This is a genomic window from Streptomyces sp. NPDC056160 (assembly GCF_042268205.1).
Lineage (GTDB): Bacteria > Actinomycetota > Actinomycetes > Streptomycetales > Streptomycetaceae > Streptomyces.
Window position 1 is genome coordinate 37,674 of sequence record NZ_JBHJUW010000052.1, and the last position, 13,926, is coordinate 51,599.

The following is a 13,926-nucleotide window of genomic DNA, read 5'->3' on the forward strand; positions in this document are numbered from 1 at the left end:
GGGAGCTGAGGCATGAGAACTGAGGTGAAAGGCGAGCGGGCGGGACGGCCCGGGGACCGCGGCCCAACCATGTACTGTGGTATAAATTTGGTGGCCGGGGGGTCTCACACAGTCGTGAGAAGCGAGGAACACATGAGCGCTGAGCCCGCCCTCCCCGGGCGCCGTGAGCGCAGTAAGCAGCGGATCAGGGAGCGGATCTACACCTCCGCGCTGACGCTGTTCGCCGAGCAGGGATACGACGGCACCACGATCGACCAGATCGCCGAACACGCGGACGTCGCACGCGGGACGTTCTTCAACTACTTCCAGCGAAAAGAAGACCTGGTCACTGCCTGGGCGGAAGCACGCAAGCAACGTCTTGAGGCGCGTATGGAGGAGTCCCTGCGCGCCCACGGTGACGGCGTCACCGTGCACCTGGAGCGCTGCATGCTGGCGCTCGCCGAGTTCAACGAGACGGAGCGGGAGGTCACTTCCGCCATGCTCCAGGCATGGGTCAAGGCGGGACGGCCACTGCTGGAGGAGCCCTACGCCGGGCACGTGTTCGCCACCGTCGTGGAGGCGGGCCGCCGACGGGGCGAGGTCGCCGTCGACATCGACCCCATGCGGGTCGGCAACATCCTCCGCGACGCCTACCTGGGCCTGCTCTACCGCTGGTCCCAGAGCGCGGAACCGCAGGTGCCGCTCCACCTCGAACTGCGCGAGATCCTGCGCATCGTACTCTCCGGGATACTCCCTTACCCCCGGGGCGGACCGGCCGCACTCGCACCACGCGGGCCGGCCGAGGCCACCACCGGAGTATGAGTGCGGTGGTGACCACCGGGGCGCGAGTGCGGTGGTGACGTGCGGTGAACCGGCCGGGTGTGACTCGGTCGCACCCCCGCCGCTCCACCGGTGGGCCCGCGGCGGAGTGATCATCTCGGCGAGGTATCTTCCTCTCGCGGCGCGTCGAGCGTCTCGGCACGAACGCCCTGGCCGGGGCAGGCGACATGAACGGTGACGGCCGTGCCGACCTGATCGGCCGCGAGGCGTCCACCGGAAAGCTGTGGCTGTACCCGGGCAGGACCGCCTCCCTCGGTTCCCGGGTCCTGGCCGGTTCCGGCGGCTGGAACGTCATGGACACCGTCCTGGGCTTGGGCGACGTCACCGGCGACGGGCGTGCGGACCTCGTCACCACGACCACCGGACGCTACGTCGGCGCGGCGTGCCGGGGCGTCGGCTGCCGGCTCGTCCACGCGGGCCGCGGCACCGGCGCGCGGTGAACGAGGCGGCGGCGTCCTCGAATTCAGGATCGGAAACCGATGACGCCGAAACCGGGCCCCGCCCGCGCCTGCCGCATCCAGTCGAGGCACTGCGTGACGGCCTCCGATACTCCGGCTTCCAGCGGCATCGCCTGTCCGGACTCGTCGGCTACGCGCTTGGTGGCCTCGAACTGCTGCAACGCCTCGGCGATGTGGTCGGGGGTCCACTCACCGCAGCCGGGTGTGAAGGCGTACGGGAGTGGCGCGGGCGGGGCGCCGTGGCTGAACGCTTCTACGGACACGGCGGTGACGCCCAGCGCTGTGAGACCCCGGTCGACGACAGACAGCCAGTCGCCCCCGTGCGGTGTGAAGCAGTCGTTGGGCAGGAACACGCCCGCGAGCGAACACAGCCGCCGGTAGGCGTAGCCGTACTGGAACGCGTGGTCCCGGTTCTCGCTGAAGGGGCCGCCGTGTATGACCGCGCGCAGTGCCTCGTCCGCCGTGGGAGCACCCTGCTGGATCGCGAGGCCGTGGTAGTCGTCGTCGCGAGCCAAGTCAGGAGAAGGCGGCGGCCCCCGTACACCCCCGTGCCGGGGCGGTCGGAGACCCGCCGGCGCTGGTCGGGCCTTCGGGGCGTACGGGCGCGCGGACGTGTCAGCAGGGCGCCTGCTCGCTGGGGTCCCGTCCCCCGGTCCGCGCCACTGGTGTCGGCCAGCCGAAGCCGAAGGCGGCCTCCACGAAGCACTGGTGGTAGGCCGCCCGCGCGCCCTGGTGCAGGGCGCGTTCCAGGGCTTCGGGGGCCGGTGCAGCCTGCCGGGACCATCCGTCGCGAAGCAGTGAGACGGCGAACCCGGCGAGGAAGGCGTCTCCGCAGCCCATCGTGTCGGACATGGAGGCGGGGTCGGCGACCCGGGCCGGCGCGGCGGTCGTGGTCCGGCCGTCGTACACGAGCGCCCCGTCCAGGCCACGGGTGGCCAGTGCCATCCCGGCTCCCCGCCGCACCGCCTCGGTGAGCAGCGTACGCGTGGCGGTCTCGTCCAGGTGCGAGCACGACAGCAGGGCCAGGTCGACATGGGGGCAGACACGGTCGAGGTAGGCGGGCGTGCGGTATTCCTCCTCGTCGGAGAAGTCGAAGCTGATCAGTGGGCCGCCCGCGGCGAGCCGGGGGAGTACGGCCTCGGTACGGGAGTAGACGCTGGAGTGCACGAGGGTGAAGGACGCGGCATAGGTGAGCAGGGCGGGGGTGAGGGGGAGGGCTCGGCGGACGGCGTGGCCGCCGGGGTCGTAGCCGAGGAAGACCCGGTCGCCGTCCTGCACGTGCAGGGTCGAGACCGAGGTCGTGCCCTGGCGTACGACGCTGCGGTCCACGGCCACACCCTGCGCCGCGAGCGCCGTGCGCAGGGCGGTGCCGAGGTCGTCGTCACCGAACACCCCCAGGTAGGCGGCGTCCAGACCGAGCCGGTGGGTGTAGACGGCGACGTTGACGCAGTTGCCGCCGGGGTAGTCGGTGCCGCGGTCCACGAAGCGGTCGACGGTGTTGTCGCCGAAGCCGAGGACGTTCATGAGTGACTCCCGAGGTGCGGGCACGGTGTGCGCAGGCACGGCGCCCGGCGTGGGCGCGCCGGTGCCGGGGCACCGGCGCGCGGGACGTGAGGGACGAGGGGAACCGGTCAGAGGGCTCAGTAGTCCATGACGCGGTAGTAGCGGCGCAGGTCGAGCGAGTGGTCGCGCACCCGCTCCAGGTGCTTGCTCACGCGGTCCATCACGGTGTCCAGCACCAGCGGGGCGAGCAGTCCGCGGAACTGCGGGCTGATGCCTTCCAGGGGGTAGTCGCGGGTGTCGAAGACGGTGACGTCCTTGGAGACGCGCTTGGCGAAGGCCTCGGCCCGGTCGGTCAGGGCCCGGGTCTCGTCCTCACCCTGGAAGACGACGACGCTGGTGTTCTCCTCCAGCAGTTCCAGCGAGCCGTGGAAGAACTCGGCGCTGTGCACCCGGGTGGTGCGCAGCCACTGCATCTCCTCGAGGATGCACATGGAGTACAGGTAGGTGAATCCCCACAGGTTTCCGCCGCCGATGAGGAAGTGGTAGTCGGTGTCCTTGTGCGCTTCGGCGAAGGCCGCCGCCACCGGCTCGGCCTGCCGGGCGACGTCCACCAGGATGCGGGGCAGGCCCGCGAGTTCGTCGGCGAGGCGCTCGTAGCCTTCGAACTCGCCCCGGCGGGAGAGCAGTCGGCCCATGAACAGCAGCAGCTGGACGTCGAACGGCCAGGCCTTGGGCTCGGAGACCAGCGCGGTGTCGACGTTCTGGGCGACGGGGGAGTCGGGGTAGCCGGTGAAGCCGATCGTGTGGGCGCCTTGGGACTTGCAGTGTGCGATGGCGCGGAGGCTGTCGTCGGTGGTGCCGGAGACGGAGGTGAAGACGGCGACGGTGCGTTCACCGAGGCGGGCGTCGCCGGAGACGACGAGTTCGGCGGCGACGGCGGCCCGCACCGGCAGCAGCGAGGAACGCCGGGCGAGGTGCTCGTAGGGCCACATCTGCGCGTAGGTACCGCCCGCGCCCACGAGGAGGACGTTGTCGTAGCCGTCGTCGGTCAGACGGTCGACGACCTTCTCGATCTGGGGGCGCAGCGCCAGGAGGCTCTCCGTCTGGGAGACGAACTCGGCTTCGTTGAACTTGAGCACGGTGATGACTTCCTCGAAGGTTGTTCCGTACCGGCCGGCGTGTGCCGGTGAGCCGGTGTGCGAGAGAGCGCGGACCGGACCGGGTCAGGTCGCGCGACGCCGGGAGAACAGCACGTTCGCCCCGGCGATGATCAGGCCGCCGACGAAGATCAGCGTTCCCATGACGTTGACCTGCGGAGGCACGCCGGTACGGCTGGCGCTGTACACCCACAGCGGGAAGGTGACCGTACGGCCGGCGTTGAAGCTGGTGATGACGTAGTCGTCGACGGACAGGGCGAAGCACAGCAGGGCGCCGGAGGCCACGCCGGGCAGCAGCATCGGCAGGGTGACCAGCCGGAACGCCGTCCACGGCCCGGCCCCCAGGTCACGGGCGGCCTCCTCCAGCGTCGGGTCGTGTCCGGCCATCCGCGCCCGTACGGTGATGGCGACGTAGGGGATGCAGAAGGCCACGTGCGCGATGACAACCGTCCAGTAGCCGCGGGGCACGCCCAGCACGATGAACAGCGACAGCAGTGCGGCGCCGAGAGCGATCTCGGGTGCCGCGATGGCGGCGAACATCAGCAGGTCGACGGAGCCCCGGCCGCGGAAGCGGTGGCGGCCGAGCGCCAGCCCGATGGGTGTGCCCAGGAGGGTGGCGACCACGGCGACGACGACGGCGATGGTGAGGCTGTTGACCAGGGCGGAGGTCAGGTTGGGGATGGCGAACAGGTGCCGGTACCAGTGGAGGGTGAAGCCCTGCCAGGTGAAGTTGACCTTGCTGCCGGTGTCGTTGAACCCGAACAGGATCATGACGGCGATCGGCAGCAGCAGCCAGGCCAGCACCAGCACGGTGTACAGAGTCAGGGTGGGGCGGCGGCGCCCGCGCCCGGCGCGGCGTGGACGCGGCGCGGCGGGCGCGTCGGCCGCGGGTGCGACGGTTGGGGTGGTCATCGCGCGGCCGCCTCCAGGACCTCGTCGGTGCCCAGCGTCCGGGCGTAGGTGAACACGGCCAGCAGCAACGCGCCCATGAGCACGAAGGACAGCGCGGAGGCGCCGGGGTAGTCGAGGTTGGTGAAGTACTCGGTCTGGATGATGTTGCCGATCATCGTCGTGGAGGGGCCGCCGAGGATGCCGGCGTTGACGTAGTCGGCACAGGCGGGCACGAACGTCAGCAGTACGCCGGCGAAGACACCGGGCAGCGACAGCGGCAGCACCACACGCAGGAACGTCTGGGTCCGGGAGGCGTACAGGTCGGTGGAGGCCTCGATCACCTTGGGATCGACCCGTTCCAGGGCGACGTACACGGGCAGCACCATGAACGGCAGGAAGTTGTAGGTCAGGCCGCCGATCACCGCGTAGGGCGTGGCCAGCAGGTGGAAGCCGGCGGAGAGCAGTCCCATGTCCTTCAGCGGCCCGAGCAGGACGCCGTGGTCGGCGAGCACCACGTTCCAGGACTGGGTGCGGATGACGAAGGAGACGAAGAAGGGCAGCAGGAGCAGGAAGAGGAACACCGATTTGTGGCGGCCGGCCCGGAAGGCGATCCAATAGGCCACCGGGTAGCCGACGACGGCGCAGGCGACGGTGGCGACGGCGCCGTAGACCAGGGACCGGACCAGCTGCACGTGGTAGGTGCGCACCACGTCGGCGTAGGTGCTGAAGTGGAACGTCTGGCGGAAGCCGTCGATGAAGTTGCCGGTCTGCAGCGACAACGACACCATCACGATCACCGGGGTGACGCAGAACGCGGCCAGCCACAGCCAGCCCGGCAGGATCATCAGGTACGGGGCCAGTGCGCCACCCGGGCGCCGCCGACGGGTCAGGCCTGGTAGATCGGTTCGAACAGTGCGTTCCACTGCTTCTCCTCCTCTTCGTCGAGCACCCGCAGACGGCGCAGCTTGGACTGGTCGGCCTTGGTCGGGAAGACCAGGGGACTGGTGCTCAGGGCGTCGAGGACGGTGCGCCGCTTGCCGGTGGCGGCGGCCGCGTCGCGTGCGACGGCCTGCTGCGCGGCGGGAACGGGGCAGACGAACTGCACGGTCTCGCTGATCCTCGCGGCGACCTCGGGCCGGTAGGCGTAGTCCATGTAGGCCAGCGCGTCGACGGGATGGGCGGCTGTCGACGGGATGCAGAGGTTGTCGGTCCACAGCAGACCGCCCTCGTCGGGGATGACGAACTCCAGTCGTGAGCCGCTCTGGTTGGCCTGGAAGACGTCGCCCGAGTACACGAGTGAGGCCGCCAGGTCGCCGCGCTGGAGGGAGGACTGGTAGGTCGCGGTGGAGTAGGAGCGGACCATGCCGGCGTCGCGCTGTCTGCGCAGCCAGGCGGCTGCCTCGCGCCAGTCGGCATGGGTGGAGGTCTCCGGGTTCACGCCGACGGCCAGCAGCGCGACGTTGCCCATCTGCACCGCGTCGTTCCACATGCCGACCTTGCCGTGCAGCCTGGGGTCGAGCAGGTCCTGCCAGCTGGTGATCTTCCGGCCGACCTGGGCCGGGTCGTAGCCGATGCCGGTCATGCCGGACTGCCAGGGCACGGTGTAGACGTTGCCGTGGTCGAAGGGGGAGTTCTTGAACGCGGCTCCGCCGTACCTCGCGAAGTTGGGCAGGCGGGTGTGGTCGAGCGGGGCGAGGTAGCCGAGTTCGATGTACTTGGTGAGGTAGCTGTCGCCGCCGACGACCATCAGGTCGTAGCCGATGCCCTGGCCGGAGGCGAATTCGGGCTGGATCTTGCCGAACCAGGAGGCGCTGTCGTCGATCAGCTCGTCGTAGCCGACCTTGATGCCGCTCTCGCGGGTGAAGGCGTCGAGGGTGGGGTGCTTGCCCTGGTCGGCGGGATCGACGTCGATGTACTGGGTGTAGTTGACGAAATCCAGCCGCCCCGACTTCTTCTTCCCGCTCCAGAAGTCGGTGACGGCGGCGGCGATCTCCGCCTTGCCGGTGGGGACGTGCACGCGGGCGCCGGGGACGCTGCACGCGGCGAGCGGGGCCAGCGCGGCGGCGCCGAGGGCGGCACGCAGCAGGCCGCGCCGGGTACAGCCCTGGGGAGCCGGGGCGCGCGGCGGGGGCGCGAAAGGTGTGGGGTGCTCGGGCATGAGGGTCCGCCTGTCGTCAGCGCGAGGTGAGGGAAACCGGGTCCGCGGCGGCCGCCGCGGTCGTGGGGCGGGTGAGCAGGTAGGAGTGGTCGGTGGCCCAGCAGAGCCAGACGGTGTGGCCGCGGTCCGGAGACACGCAGGCGCTGCCGTCGTTGGGCTGGAAGACCGTCATCTCCGCACCCGTGCTGGTGTCCACCGTGTAGCTGGTGGACGTACCGAGGTAGACCACCTCCCGGACGGTGCCGCGGACGCGGCTGGCGCTGTCGGCCGGCTCGGCGGCCAGCGTGATCTTCTCCGGTCGCACCGTGAGTTCGACGGCCTCACCGGCCACGTGGGGGCCGCGCAGCGGGACGGTCACGCGCTGGCCGCCGCCGAGGTCGAGCACCCCGGTCGTCGCTCCCACGGAGGTCAGCCGTCCGCCGATCAGGTTGGACGTGCCGATGAAGCCGGCGACGAACGCGGTGGAGGGCCGCTCGTAGACCTCCTGCGGCGGACCGACCTGCTCGACCAGGCCGCGGTTCATCACCGCGATCCGGTCGGACATGGTCAGGGCCTCGGCCTGGTCGTGCGTGACGTAGACGAAGGTGATGCCGACTTCGCGCTGGATGCGCTTGAGTTCAAGCTGCATGCTCTGCCGCAGCTTGAGGTCGAGGGCGCCGAGGGGTTCGTCCAGGAGCAGCGCGCGGGGGCGGTTGACCAGGGCACGGGCCAGGGCGACGCGTTGCTGCTGGCCGCCGGAGAGCTGGCGGGGGTGCCGGTCGGCCTTGCCGGCGAGTTCGACGGTGTGCAGGATCTTCTCGACCCGGTCGCGGATCTCGTCCTTGGGCACCCGTTTGCGGCGCAGGCCGAACGCCACGTTGTCGGCGACGCTCAGGTGCGGGAAGAGGGCGTAGGACTGGAACACCATGTTGATGTCACGCTTGTTGGCGGGTACGCCGACCATGTCGCGACCGTGCAGGAGGATCTGACCGGAGGTCGGTTCCTCGAAGCCGGCGATCATCCGCAAGGTGGTGGTCTTGCCGCAGCCCGAGGGGCCCAGGAGCGAGAAGAACTCACCCTCGCCGATGACGAGGTCGACGCCGCGGACGACCGCCGCGTCCCGGGCGCCGGCACTGCCGAAGCCCTTGACCACGTCGACGAGCGTGATGGCGGGGCCAGCGGCCGGTGGCGGCGAGAGGGTGTCGGTTGCCATCCGTGATACCTCCGGTGTTCGGGGCGCGGGATCGGGGCGGACACGGACGGGGGTGCCGTGCCCAGCCTGGGAAAGGCAGGGGGCGGTGCAGGCGAAAATTGATAACGTTACCAACGGGCCAGACCTTACACACGGACAGGCGCCGCCCGTCAATGGTTGAATGGCTCCGAATTTCACCGGCCGATTCCTCGGCGTCCCCCGAGGACGTCACCCACGAAAGATCGCCCATGCCGCAGCCCCCACCACCGCCGCGCCGCGTCACCATCCCCGACGTCGCCCGGCACGCCGGCGTGGGCCAGGCCACCGCCGCCCGAGTCCTGGGCGGATACGGCTCGTCCAGCGCGGCCACCCGGGAACGGGTCCTGGCCGCTGCCGCGGAACTGGGCTACAGCACCAACGCGGTGGCCCGGAGCATGATCAGCGGGCGCACCCACACCCTGGGCGTCGTCGTCGCCGACGTGGAGAACGCCTACTTCGCCCGCGCCGTGCGGGGCGTCACCGACGTCGCGGCCAAGGCCGGGCTACAGGTCGTTCTCGCCAACAGCGACGAGAAGGGCGAGACGGAGAGGGCCGCGGTGCAGATGTTCATCGAACGCCGTGTGGACGGCCTGGTCGTGGCACCCGCCGCGACCGATCACGGGCACCTCGACAAGGCTGTCGCCGCGGGCATCCCCGTGGTCCTCCTGGACCGCGCGCTGAGCGGCGCCACGCTGGACACGGTCGTCGTCGACAACCGCGGTGCCGCCAAGGCCGCGGTCTCCAGGTTCACCGGCGAAGGGCACACCCGCATCGCCGTGATCACTTCGGCGTCCCCCGACCAGAACGCCACTCGGCTCGCCCCCGGTGCGGACATCTGGACCACGACCGAGCGTCTCACCGGCTACCGGCAGGCCCTGCGAGCCGCCGGCATTCCGCGCGGGGCAGAGCTGATCCGCCACACCGGATACGACCGGACCTGGGCGCGCTCGGCCGTGATGGAGCTGATGAGCGCGCCCGACCGGCCCACCGCACTGTTCACCACCGACAACGTGGCCACGCTCGGGACCCTCGACGCCCTGCTCGACCTCGGCGCCCGCATCCCCGGCGACATCTCGGTCATCGGGTTCGACGACGCCGACTGGGCCACACTCGTCCGGCCGAGGCTGAGCGTGGTCAGCCAGCCGGTGCAGGAACTGGGCGGCCTGGCCGCCGACATCCTGGTACGCCGTATCAACGGTTCCACGACCCGTCCCCGCAGGCACACCCTGCGCGCCACCTACGTCCCCCGCGAGTCCACCGGCCCCGTGCCCGCGCGGGTACGGCGGCTGCACACGCCGGGCGACTGATGCCCGACTGGTCCACGGCGAGGCCGGGAACTTCGAGACGGCCTGGTGGACGTCCCCCCTCAGCGGACGGAGACCGGAGTACTTCTTCCACGTCGCGGCGGCGTCCCGCTCATCGGAATGCGCCAGGACGAGGACGCCGTCCAGGCCGAGGGTTACCGGCCCGTCCGCGCCCGGCGCCGCTGCACGGCCAACTGCCGTATACCACCCCGCACTACGGGGAGCGCCGCAACCAGCGGGAACTTGCCCGGCTCCTGCACCGCCCGAGGCTTGCGCCACCGCATCAGGGCCGCCGATCTCGCCGCACCAGGTCGGTCCCCCGGACCGTCTCGGCTTCTCACTCGATCACCGGGGCCCACCTGGTGTCCCTCGTCCGCGTCGGCGCACGGTTGGAGAATGGCGTCCTGGCCGAACGCGAGGAGCGAGCCGCATGAACGTCCACGACATCCTGCGGAACCCGGACGAGCACGCCCGCTGTGCGGCCTACCTCGACAGGCTGGGGCACGTTGCCGACCCGGACGAGGTCGCTCTGGTCAGCCGCGTGCTCACTGATCCGGACCAGACGATGGCCCGGGCCGCCGTGCTGCGGCACCTGGACCGTCGAGCCGCGGGCCTCTACGCCGGTCCGGCCTACGAGGAGTGGGCGCAGGCGATGACCGAGGCCACGATCGACCACCCGTTCCTGGTTCAGCGCCTGCGGGAGTGGTCACTCTTGCGCGCCGTCACGCTGAAGCTGCCCTGGCAGCCGGACGACCTGCTCGCGTCCTCCAACTGGCTCCAGCTCAAGACAGCCGCCGGGACGAACACCGTGGCCATCGAGGTCCTCGCCGAAGCCGGCCGCACCAAGCGGATCCGCAACGCCGCCAGGGCCGGCCTCGACCACCGTGGCGGCACATGACGCGCTACTTCGCCGGAGGGGCCAGCGGCTCAGCCCTGGTCGGCGCGGTCCACGCCCACGCCGACTGGAACGGGGTGGGCACTCTCGGCGCAGCGCCCTCCCTGCTGCTGTGGCTGGCGGGCGCAGCCGACGCCCCGGGCGTACGAGGCTGGTGGGGCGGGGCGGCATGGCTTGTGACAGAAGCTGCCGGAACTTCAGGGAGGCGCGGAGCCGTTCGAGGCGTGCCAGCAGATGGGCAGGCGGGAGTCGTTGCCGCTGCGGTTCACTGCGTGGCCCGCGCGGTGGTCTTCAGTTCCGCTACCAGCCGGGCGGCCAGAGGCGTGGTCATGCCGTGCTCGTCGGCCGAGCGCAGCAACGCGCCGCCGATGGCGTCCAGTTCGAGGGCGCGGCCGGCCTCGGCGTCGCGTTGCATCGAGGATTTGGTCTCCGGGGGAAAGGCGTCGTACATGGTGATGACGGCATCCGCGTCCACGCCCGCACCACAGGCGCGGGCGACCGCTGTCGCCTCGTGCGTCAGTGTCAGCAGTTCGTCCCGGTACCGGGTGCGCAGATCGCCGATGGTGATGCCGTAGCGGGTCGTCAGGAGCGCCATGGGAGCGAGGAACGCCATCTTCGTCCAGAGCGTCGTGGTTTCGTCCTGGGACACCCGGGTCTGTACGCCCGCGTCTTCGAGCACGGCGGCTGCCGCTCGGACCCGGTCCGCCGACGCGGTCGCGCCGGCGAGGTCGACCTGCACGAACGGGCTGCTGTGGACGACCACGCCCGGTGCAGTGCGCGTTGCCTCGACCCGGATGACACCGGGTACGACCTGCTCGGGCCGGTAGCGCCGCCGCAGCAGCGCGGGGTGCTCCACGCCGTTGAGCAGCGGTACCGCCAGGCCGTCGGCCAGCACGCGGGCGGGAACGCGCTCTAGTGCCGCGTCCAAGGCTGTCTGCTTGCAGGTGATGAGGCATACGTCGACCGGCTCGGTCAGGTGTGTCGCTGCCGCCACGGGGGCGGTGAAGTCGCCGAAACGTGTGCTCCGCACGCGGATGCCGTTGCGGGTCAGGGCCTGCACGGTCGATTCGCCGGCCAGGCAGATCACCTGGTGGCCGGCGCGTGACAGCAGTGCGGCGAGCAGACCGCCGACACCGCCGGGACCGAGCACGGCGATCGTGCCTGGGTGTGCAACGCTCATAGGGGTGGCCTTCGTTTCAGGTGTGGTCGGGTGTCAGCGAAGGACGAGCAGGTCCAGCGCTGATGTGAGTGGTCGCCGGGTCGACGGCGGTCCCTGTGACCAGGATTCGGGCGCGAAGTCCCGCCGAGACCGACCCGTTCCGGCTCCGATGCCGAGATGGTCATGCCGACCGGGGGCTACGACGCCGGATCGCGGCGTCCGCCCAGGTGTTCAGACCGTCGCGGGGAATCTCTCCGGGCTCCGCTTAACGTCTGTGGCTGTTGTGGGGGCGTAGCCGACGCGGGCCGTCAGCCAGCGGGCATGCCACGTGCGGAGCGTGAGCCCGACTGTCCTCACGCGTCCGGGGGGCAGTCCCCCAGGCGCAGGTGCACCGCGTTCCATGCCTCTGGGGACACCAGGTCGCGAACGGACTGCATCAGCCGGTACAGCCACGGGCCGTACCGGGCCGCCAGGTCCTCGTCGTGCTCGAACACGTCGAGCTCGTTGGCTGCGGTGATCTCCAGGAAAGCCCGCACGTCCTCGGTACGCGGATCGACGTCACGTTGCGTGAACCGGTCGCGGAAGGCCGGACTGGGCGACGTGTGCAGCCGAGGATATGTCACCGCCCGTTCGCAACTCCCGTACAGATACACCAGCGCTTCGGGCCGTTCACCGATCAGGCCGGCCAGGACCGCACGATCGGACAGGTCCACCAGGGATTCGGCGAAGCCGTCGGTGCCGTAGGCCGCATGACACATTCCTGCGAGCTGCACATCGGCATCCGCGCCCCAGGCCGCCAGGCGGTGGCTCACGCGGAGCAGGTGCTCCAGCAGTGTCCCGCCGGGGTGCGGCATGCTCTCGGCGCCACGGCTGCGCAGGTACTGGACGACGGCTGGACGATCAACGGATGCGGGTTCGTTCAGAATCTCGCTCACGGGAGGAGTTATACCCGTGACGTGTGCCCGCCGACAAGATCGCCCGACGAGCCGCCGGTGAACCGCCCGATGAGGCCTCTGCGGGGGGCAGACGGCCTGGCCGTCGGGCGATCTTGTCGGCGGGCGGTCTGGCCATCGGGCGGTCTGCCAGCACCCCGATCTCACTGGGCTACCGTTCCGTCGGCTTGCGTCGCCAGGCCGGGTGCACCCGGACCTCGATGTCATGGGACGCCGATTCACGGGCCTCGTCAGTGGTGACGCGCACCCTGAGCGCCCGGCCCGTGTCGGCGTCGACGAACGCCAAGGGCGGGCTGCCGTCTTGCAGGTACGTGTCGCCCCACTGCATCAATGCCAGGAACACCGGCAGCAGGTCTTCCCCGGCGCAGGTCAGCCGGTACTCCTCCCGGGCGCGCCGGCCCGGCGCCCGGTAGGTGACGGACTCGACGACGCGAGCTGCCTTCAACTGCTTGAGGGCGCGTGACACCGCCGGTGCGGACACCCCGGCTCGCTCCACGAAGTCGTCGAACCTGGTGGTGCCGTAGAACAACTCGCGGACCACCAGGAACACCGTCTTCGTGCTGAGCAGGTCCAGCACGCGGGCCGCCGAGCAGCCGTCGCCGATCGACCATCCGCCTCGGTCGCTCAGTCGCTCCTCGAACCTCATCGCCACGCCGCCATCATAACTAACGTTGACATAACTAACGTTGACATAACTAACGCTTGCGTTACCCAGTTGGGGCGTGGTTCCCTCTGCCTGACGAGATCGTTGCTCGGGATCGGCGAGGAGACGCTGCGGTTGCCCCGACGGCACCGCAGTCGTGGTGGACGGAGTTCGGGAAGGGCTCGGTGCGGCGCCGGCTCCGGCTTCTCACCTCGGCGTCCGTTTTGCGACCGGCGCAAGATGCGAGGAGTGACAGACCACCGTGCCCATGTGGAACATCCATCACACGCCTGGAATCTTCGACAGTGCGGACAAGCGTCGGCTGGCCACGGACATCACCGACCATTACGAGAGGGCCGGGCTGCCCCGGTTCTACGTGGTCACGCTGTTCCACGAAGCCCGCGCCGAGGACTTCCTCGTCGGAGGGGAGCCCGCCACGCGGGGGGTTCGTATCGCCGTGGACCACATCGCCCGGCGCAACCCTGACGAACAGACGCGCCGCCGGACTGCCCAGTGGGTCAAGCGCATGCTCCAGCCCCACCTCGAACGGCACGCTGATCTCCATTGGGAGTTCCACGTCGACGAGACCAGCAGTGAACTCTGGATGATCAACGGGATCGTGCCGCCCCCGCCTCTCTCCGACGCCGAGAGGCACTGGGCCGAGACGAACGCAGCAACCGACTACTGACAGTGAAGATATGACTGGTGGTTCCGCTGATGAGCCTGACTCGCCTACTGACTGACGTCATCGACTGTCCTGTTTGGGATTTGTCGGT

Annotated in this window: 15 protein-coding genes; 5 read left to right on the forward strand and 10 right to left on the reverse strand. The window is 70.2% G+C overall.

All coding sequences use genetic code 11. From position 1 onward, the window contains the following. Positions 1 to 132: 132 nt before the first annotated feature. Positions 133 to 801 (forward strand): TetR/AcrR family transcriptional regulator, encoded by a 669-nt coding sequence (locus ACFC02_RS20595; protein ID WP_376359002.1) that lies wholly within the window; start codon positions 133 to 135, stop codon positions 799 to 801. A gap of 185 nt (positions 802 to 986) precedes the next feature. Next, positions 987 to 1,259, forward strand: a complete 273-nt coding sequence (locus ACFC02_RS20600; protein WP_376359005.1) for an FG-GAP repeat domain-containing protein — start codon at positions 987 to 989, stop codon at positions 1,257 to 1,259. 23 nt (positions 1,260 to 1,282) lie between these two features. On the opposite strand, the gene ACFC02_RS20605 is transcribed toward ACFC02_RS20600, so the two are convergent. From ACFC02_RS20605 to ACFC02_RS20635, 7 genes are all read right to left on the reverse strand, one after another. Continuing rightward, a complete protein-coding gene (locus tag ACFC02_RS20605; RefSeq protein ID WP_376359008.1) occupies positions 1,283 to 1,792 on the reverse strand; it encodes a hypothetical protein in 510 nt (169 codons plus the stop codon). A 100-nt stretch (positions 1,793 to 1,892) separates the two neighbouring features. Continuing rightward, on the reverse strand, positions 1,893 to 2,801 hold the full coding sequence (locus ACFC02_RS20610) for a PfkB family carbohydrate kinase (RefSeq protein ID WP_376359010.1): 909 nt from the start codon (positions 2,799 to 2,801) through the stop codon (positions 1,893 to 1,895). A gap of 116 nt (positions 2,802 to 2,917) precedes the next feature. Then, the gene (locus ACFC02_RS20615) at positions 2,918 to 3,919 is read right to left on the reverse strand and encodes an SIS domain-containing protein (RefSeq protein ID WP_376359013.1); all 1,002 of its coding nucleotides are present in this window, start codon (positions 3,917 to 3,919) and stop codon (positions 2,918 to 2,920) included. A gap of 84 nt (positions 3,920 to 4,003) precedes the next feature. Beyond that, positions 4,004 to 4,849 carry an ABC transporter permease gene (locus ACFC02_RS20620; protein WP_376359016.1) on the reverse strand — a complete coding sequence of 282 codons (846 nt, stop codon included), beginning with the start codon at positions 4,847 to 4,849 and terminating at the stop codon, positions 4,004 to 4,006. Then, entirely contained in the window at positions 4,846 to 5,673 is an 828-nt protein-coding gene (locus ACFC02_RS20625; RefSeq protein ID WP_376359040.1) for an ABC transporter permease, read from the reverse strand. The genes ACFC02_RS20620 and ACFC02_RS20625 overlap by 4 nt, the downstream gene beginning before the upstream one ends. Before the next feature lie 41 nt (positions 5,674 to 5,714). Then, complete coding sequence (locus ACFC02_RS20630) at positions 5,715 to 6,986, reverse strand: spermidine/putrescine ABC transporter substrate-binding protein (RefSeq protein ID WP_376359019.1); 1,272 nt, start codon at positions 6,984 to 6,986, stop codon at positions 5,715 to 5,717. A 16-nt stretch (positions 6,987 to 7,002) separates the two neighbouring features. Then, complete coding sequence (locus ACFC02_RS20635; protein ID WP_376359022.1) at positions 7,003 to 8,178, reverse strand: ABC transporter ATP-binding protein; 1,176 nt, start codon at positions 8,176 to 8,178, stop codon at positions 7,003 to 7,005. A 227-nt stretch (positions 8,179 to 8,405) separates the two neighbouring features. Here ACFC02_RS20635 and ACFC02_RS20640 point away from each other — a divergent pair, with 227 nt between their 5' ends. Both ACFC02_RS20640 and ACFC02_RS20645 read left to right on the forward strand, forming a co-directional pair. Further along, entirely contained in the window at positions 8,406 to 9,503 is a 1,098-nt protein-coding gene (locus ACFC02_RS20640; RefSeq protein ID WP_376359025.1) for a LacI family DNA-binding transcriptional regulator, read from the forward strand. 427 nt (positions 9,504 to 9,930) lie between these two features. Beyond that, positions 9,931 to 10,398, forward strand: a complete 468-nt coding sequence (locus ACFC02_RS20645; protein ID WP_376359028.1) for a hypothetical protein — start codon at positions 9,931 to 9,933, stop codon at positions 10,396 to 10,398. Between the two features lie 262 nt (positions 10,399 to 10,660). On the opposite strand, the gene ACFC02_RS20650 is transcribed toward ACFC02_RS20645, so the two are convergent. The 3 genes from ACFC02_RS20650 to ACFC02_RS20660 all read right to left on the reverse strand — a co-directional run bounded on the left by ACFC02_RS20650 (position 10,661) and on the right by ACFC02_RS20660 (position 13,153). Beyond that, positions 10,661 to 11,575, reverse strand: a complete 915-nt coding sequence (locus ACFC02_RS20650; RefSeq protein ID WP_376359031.1) for a ketopantoate reductase family protein — start codon at positions 11,573 to 11,575, stop codon at positions 10,661 to 10,663. 332 nt (positions 11,576 to 11,907) lie between these two features. After that, entirely contained in the window at positions 11,908 to 12,489 is a 582-nt protein-coding gene (locus ACFC02_RS20655; protein WP_376359034.1) for a DUF6817 domain-containing protein, read from the reverse strand. A gap of 169 nt (positions 12,490 to 12,658) precedes the next feature. Continuing rightward, complete coding sequence (locus ACFC02_RS20660; RefSeq protein WP_376359043.1) at positions 12,659 to 13,153, reverse strand: winged helix-turn-helix transcriptional regulator; 495 nt, start codon at positions 13,151 to 13,153, stop codon at positions 12,659 to 12,661. A 265-nt stretch (positions 13,154 to 13,418) separates the two neighbouring features. On the opposite strand from ACFC02_RS20660, the gene ACFC02_RS20665 reads away from it, so the two are divergent. Next, positions 13,419 to 13,838: a tautomerase family protein gene (locus tag ACFC02_RS20665; RefSeq protein WP_376359037.1), complete on the forward strand. Its 420-nt coding sequence runs from the start codon at positions 13,419 to 13,421 to the stop codon at positions 13,836 to 13,838. Positions 13,839 to 13,926 lie beyond the last annotated feature (88 nt).

What these genes read in the sequence shown, in the direction of transcription:
- ACFC02_RS20595 (WP_376359002.1), top strand. Translation starts at nt 133, where the DNA reads ATGAGCGCTGAGCCCGCCCTCCCCGGGCGCCGTGAGCGCAGTAAGCAG.
- ACFC02_RS20600 (WP_376359005.1), top strand. Translation starts at nt 987, where the DNA reads ATGAACGGTGACGGCCGTGCCGACCTGATCGGCCGCGAGGCGTCCACC.
- ACFC02_RS20610 (WP_376359010.1), bottom strand. Translation starts at nt 2,801, where the DNA reads ATGAACGTCCTCGGCTTCGGCGACAACACCGTCGACCGCTTCGTGGAC.
- ACFC02_RS20620 (WP_376359016.1), bottom strand. Translation starts at nt 4,849, where the DNA reads ATGACCACCCCAACCGTCGCACCCGCGGCCGACGCGCCCGCCGCGCCG.
- ACFC02_RS20625 (WP_376359040.1), bottom strand. Translation starts at nt 5,673, where the DNA reads ATGATCCTGCCGGGCTGGCTGTGGCTGGCCGCGTTCTGCGTCACCCCG.
- ACFC02_RS20630 (WP_376359019.1), bottom strand. Translation starts at nt 6,986, where the DNA reads ATGCCCGAGCACCCCACACCTTTCGCGCCCCCGCCGCGCGCCCCGGCT.
- ACFC02_RS20635 (WP_376359022.1), bottom strand. Translation starts at nt 8,178, where the DNA reads ATGGCAACCGACACCCTCTCGCCGCCACCGGCCGCTGGCCCCGCCATC.
- ACFC02_RS20640 (WP_376359025.1), top strand. Translation starts at nt 8,406, where the DNA reads ATGCCGCAGCCCCCACCACCGCCGCGCCGCGTCACCATCCCCGACGTC.
- ACFC02_RS20645 (WP_376359028.1), top strand. Translation starts at nt 9,931, where the DNA reads ATGAACGTCCACGACATCCTGCGGAACCCGGACGAGCACGCCCGCTGT.
- ACFC02_RS20650 (WP_376359031.1), bottom strand. Translation starts at nt 11,575, where the DNA reads ATGAGCGTTGCACACCCAGGCACGATCGCCGTGCTCGGTCCCGGCGGT.
- ACFC02_RS20660 (WP_376359043.1), bottom strand. Translation starts at nt 13,153, where the DNA reads ATGAGGTTCGAGGAGCGACTGAGCGACCGAGGCGGATGGTCGATCGGC.
- ACFC02_RS20665 (WP_376359037.1), top strand. Translation starts at nt 13,419, where the DNA reads ATGTGGAACATCCATCACACGCCTGGAATCTTCGACAGTGCGGACAAG.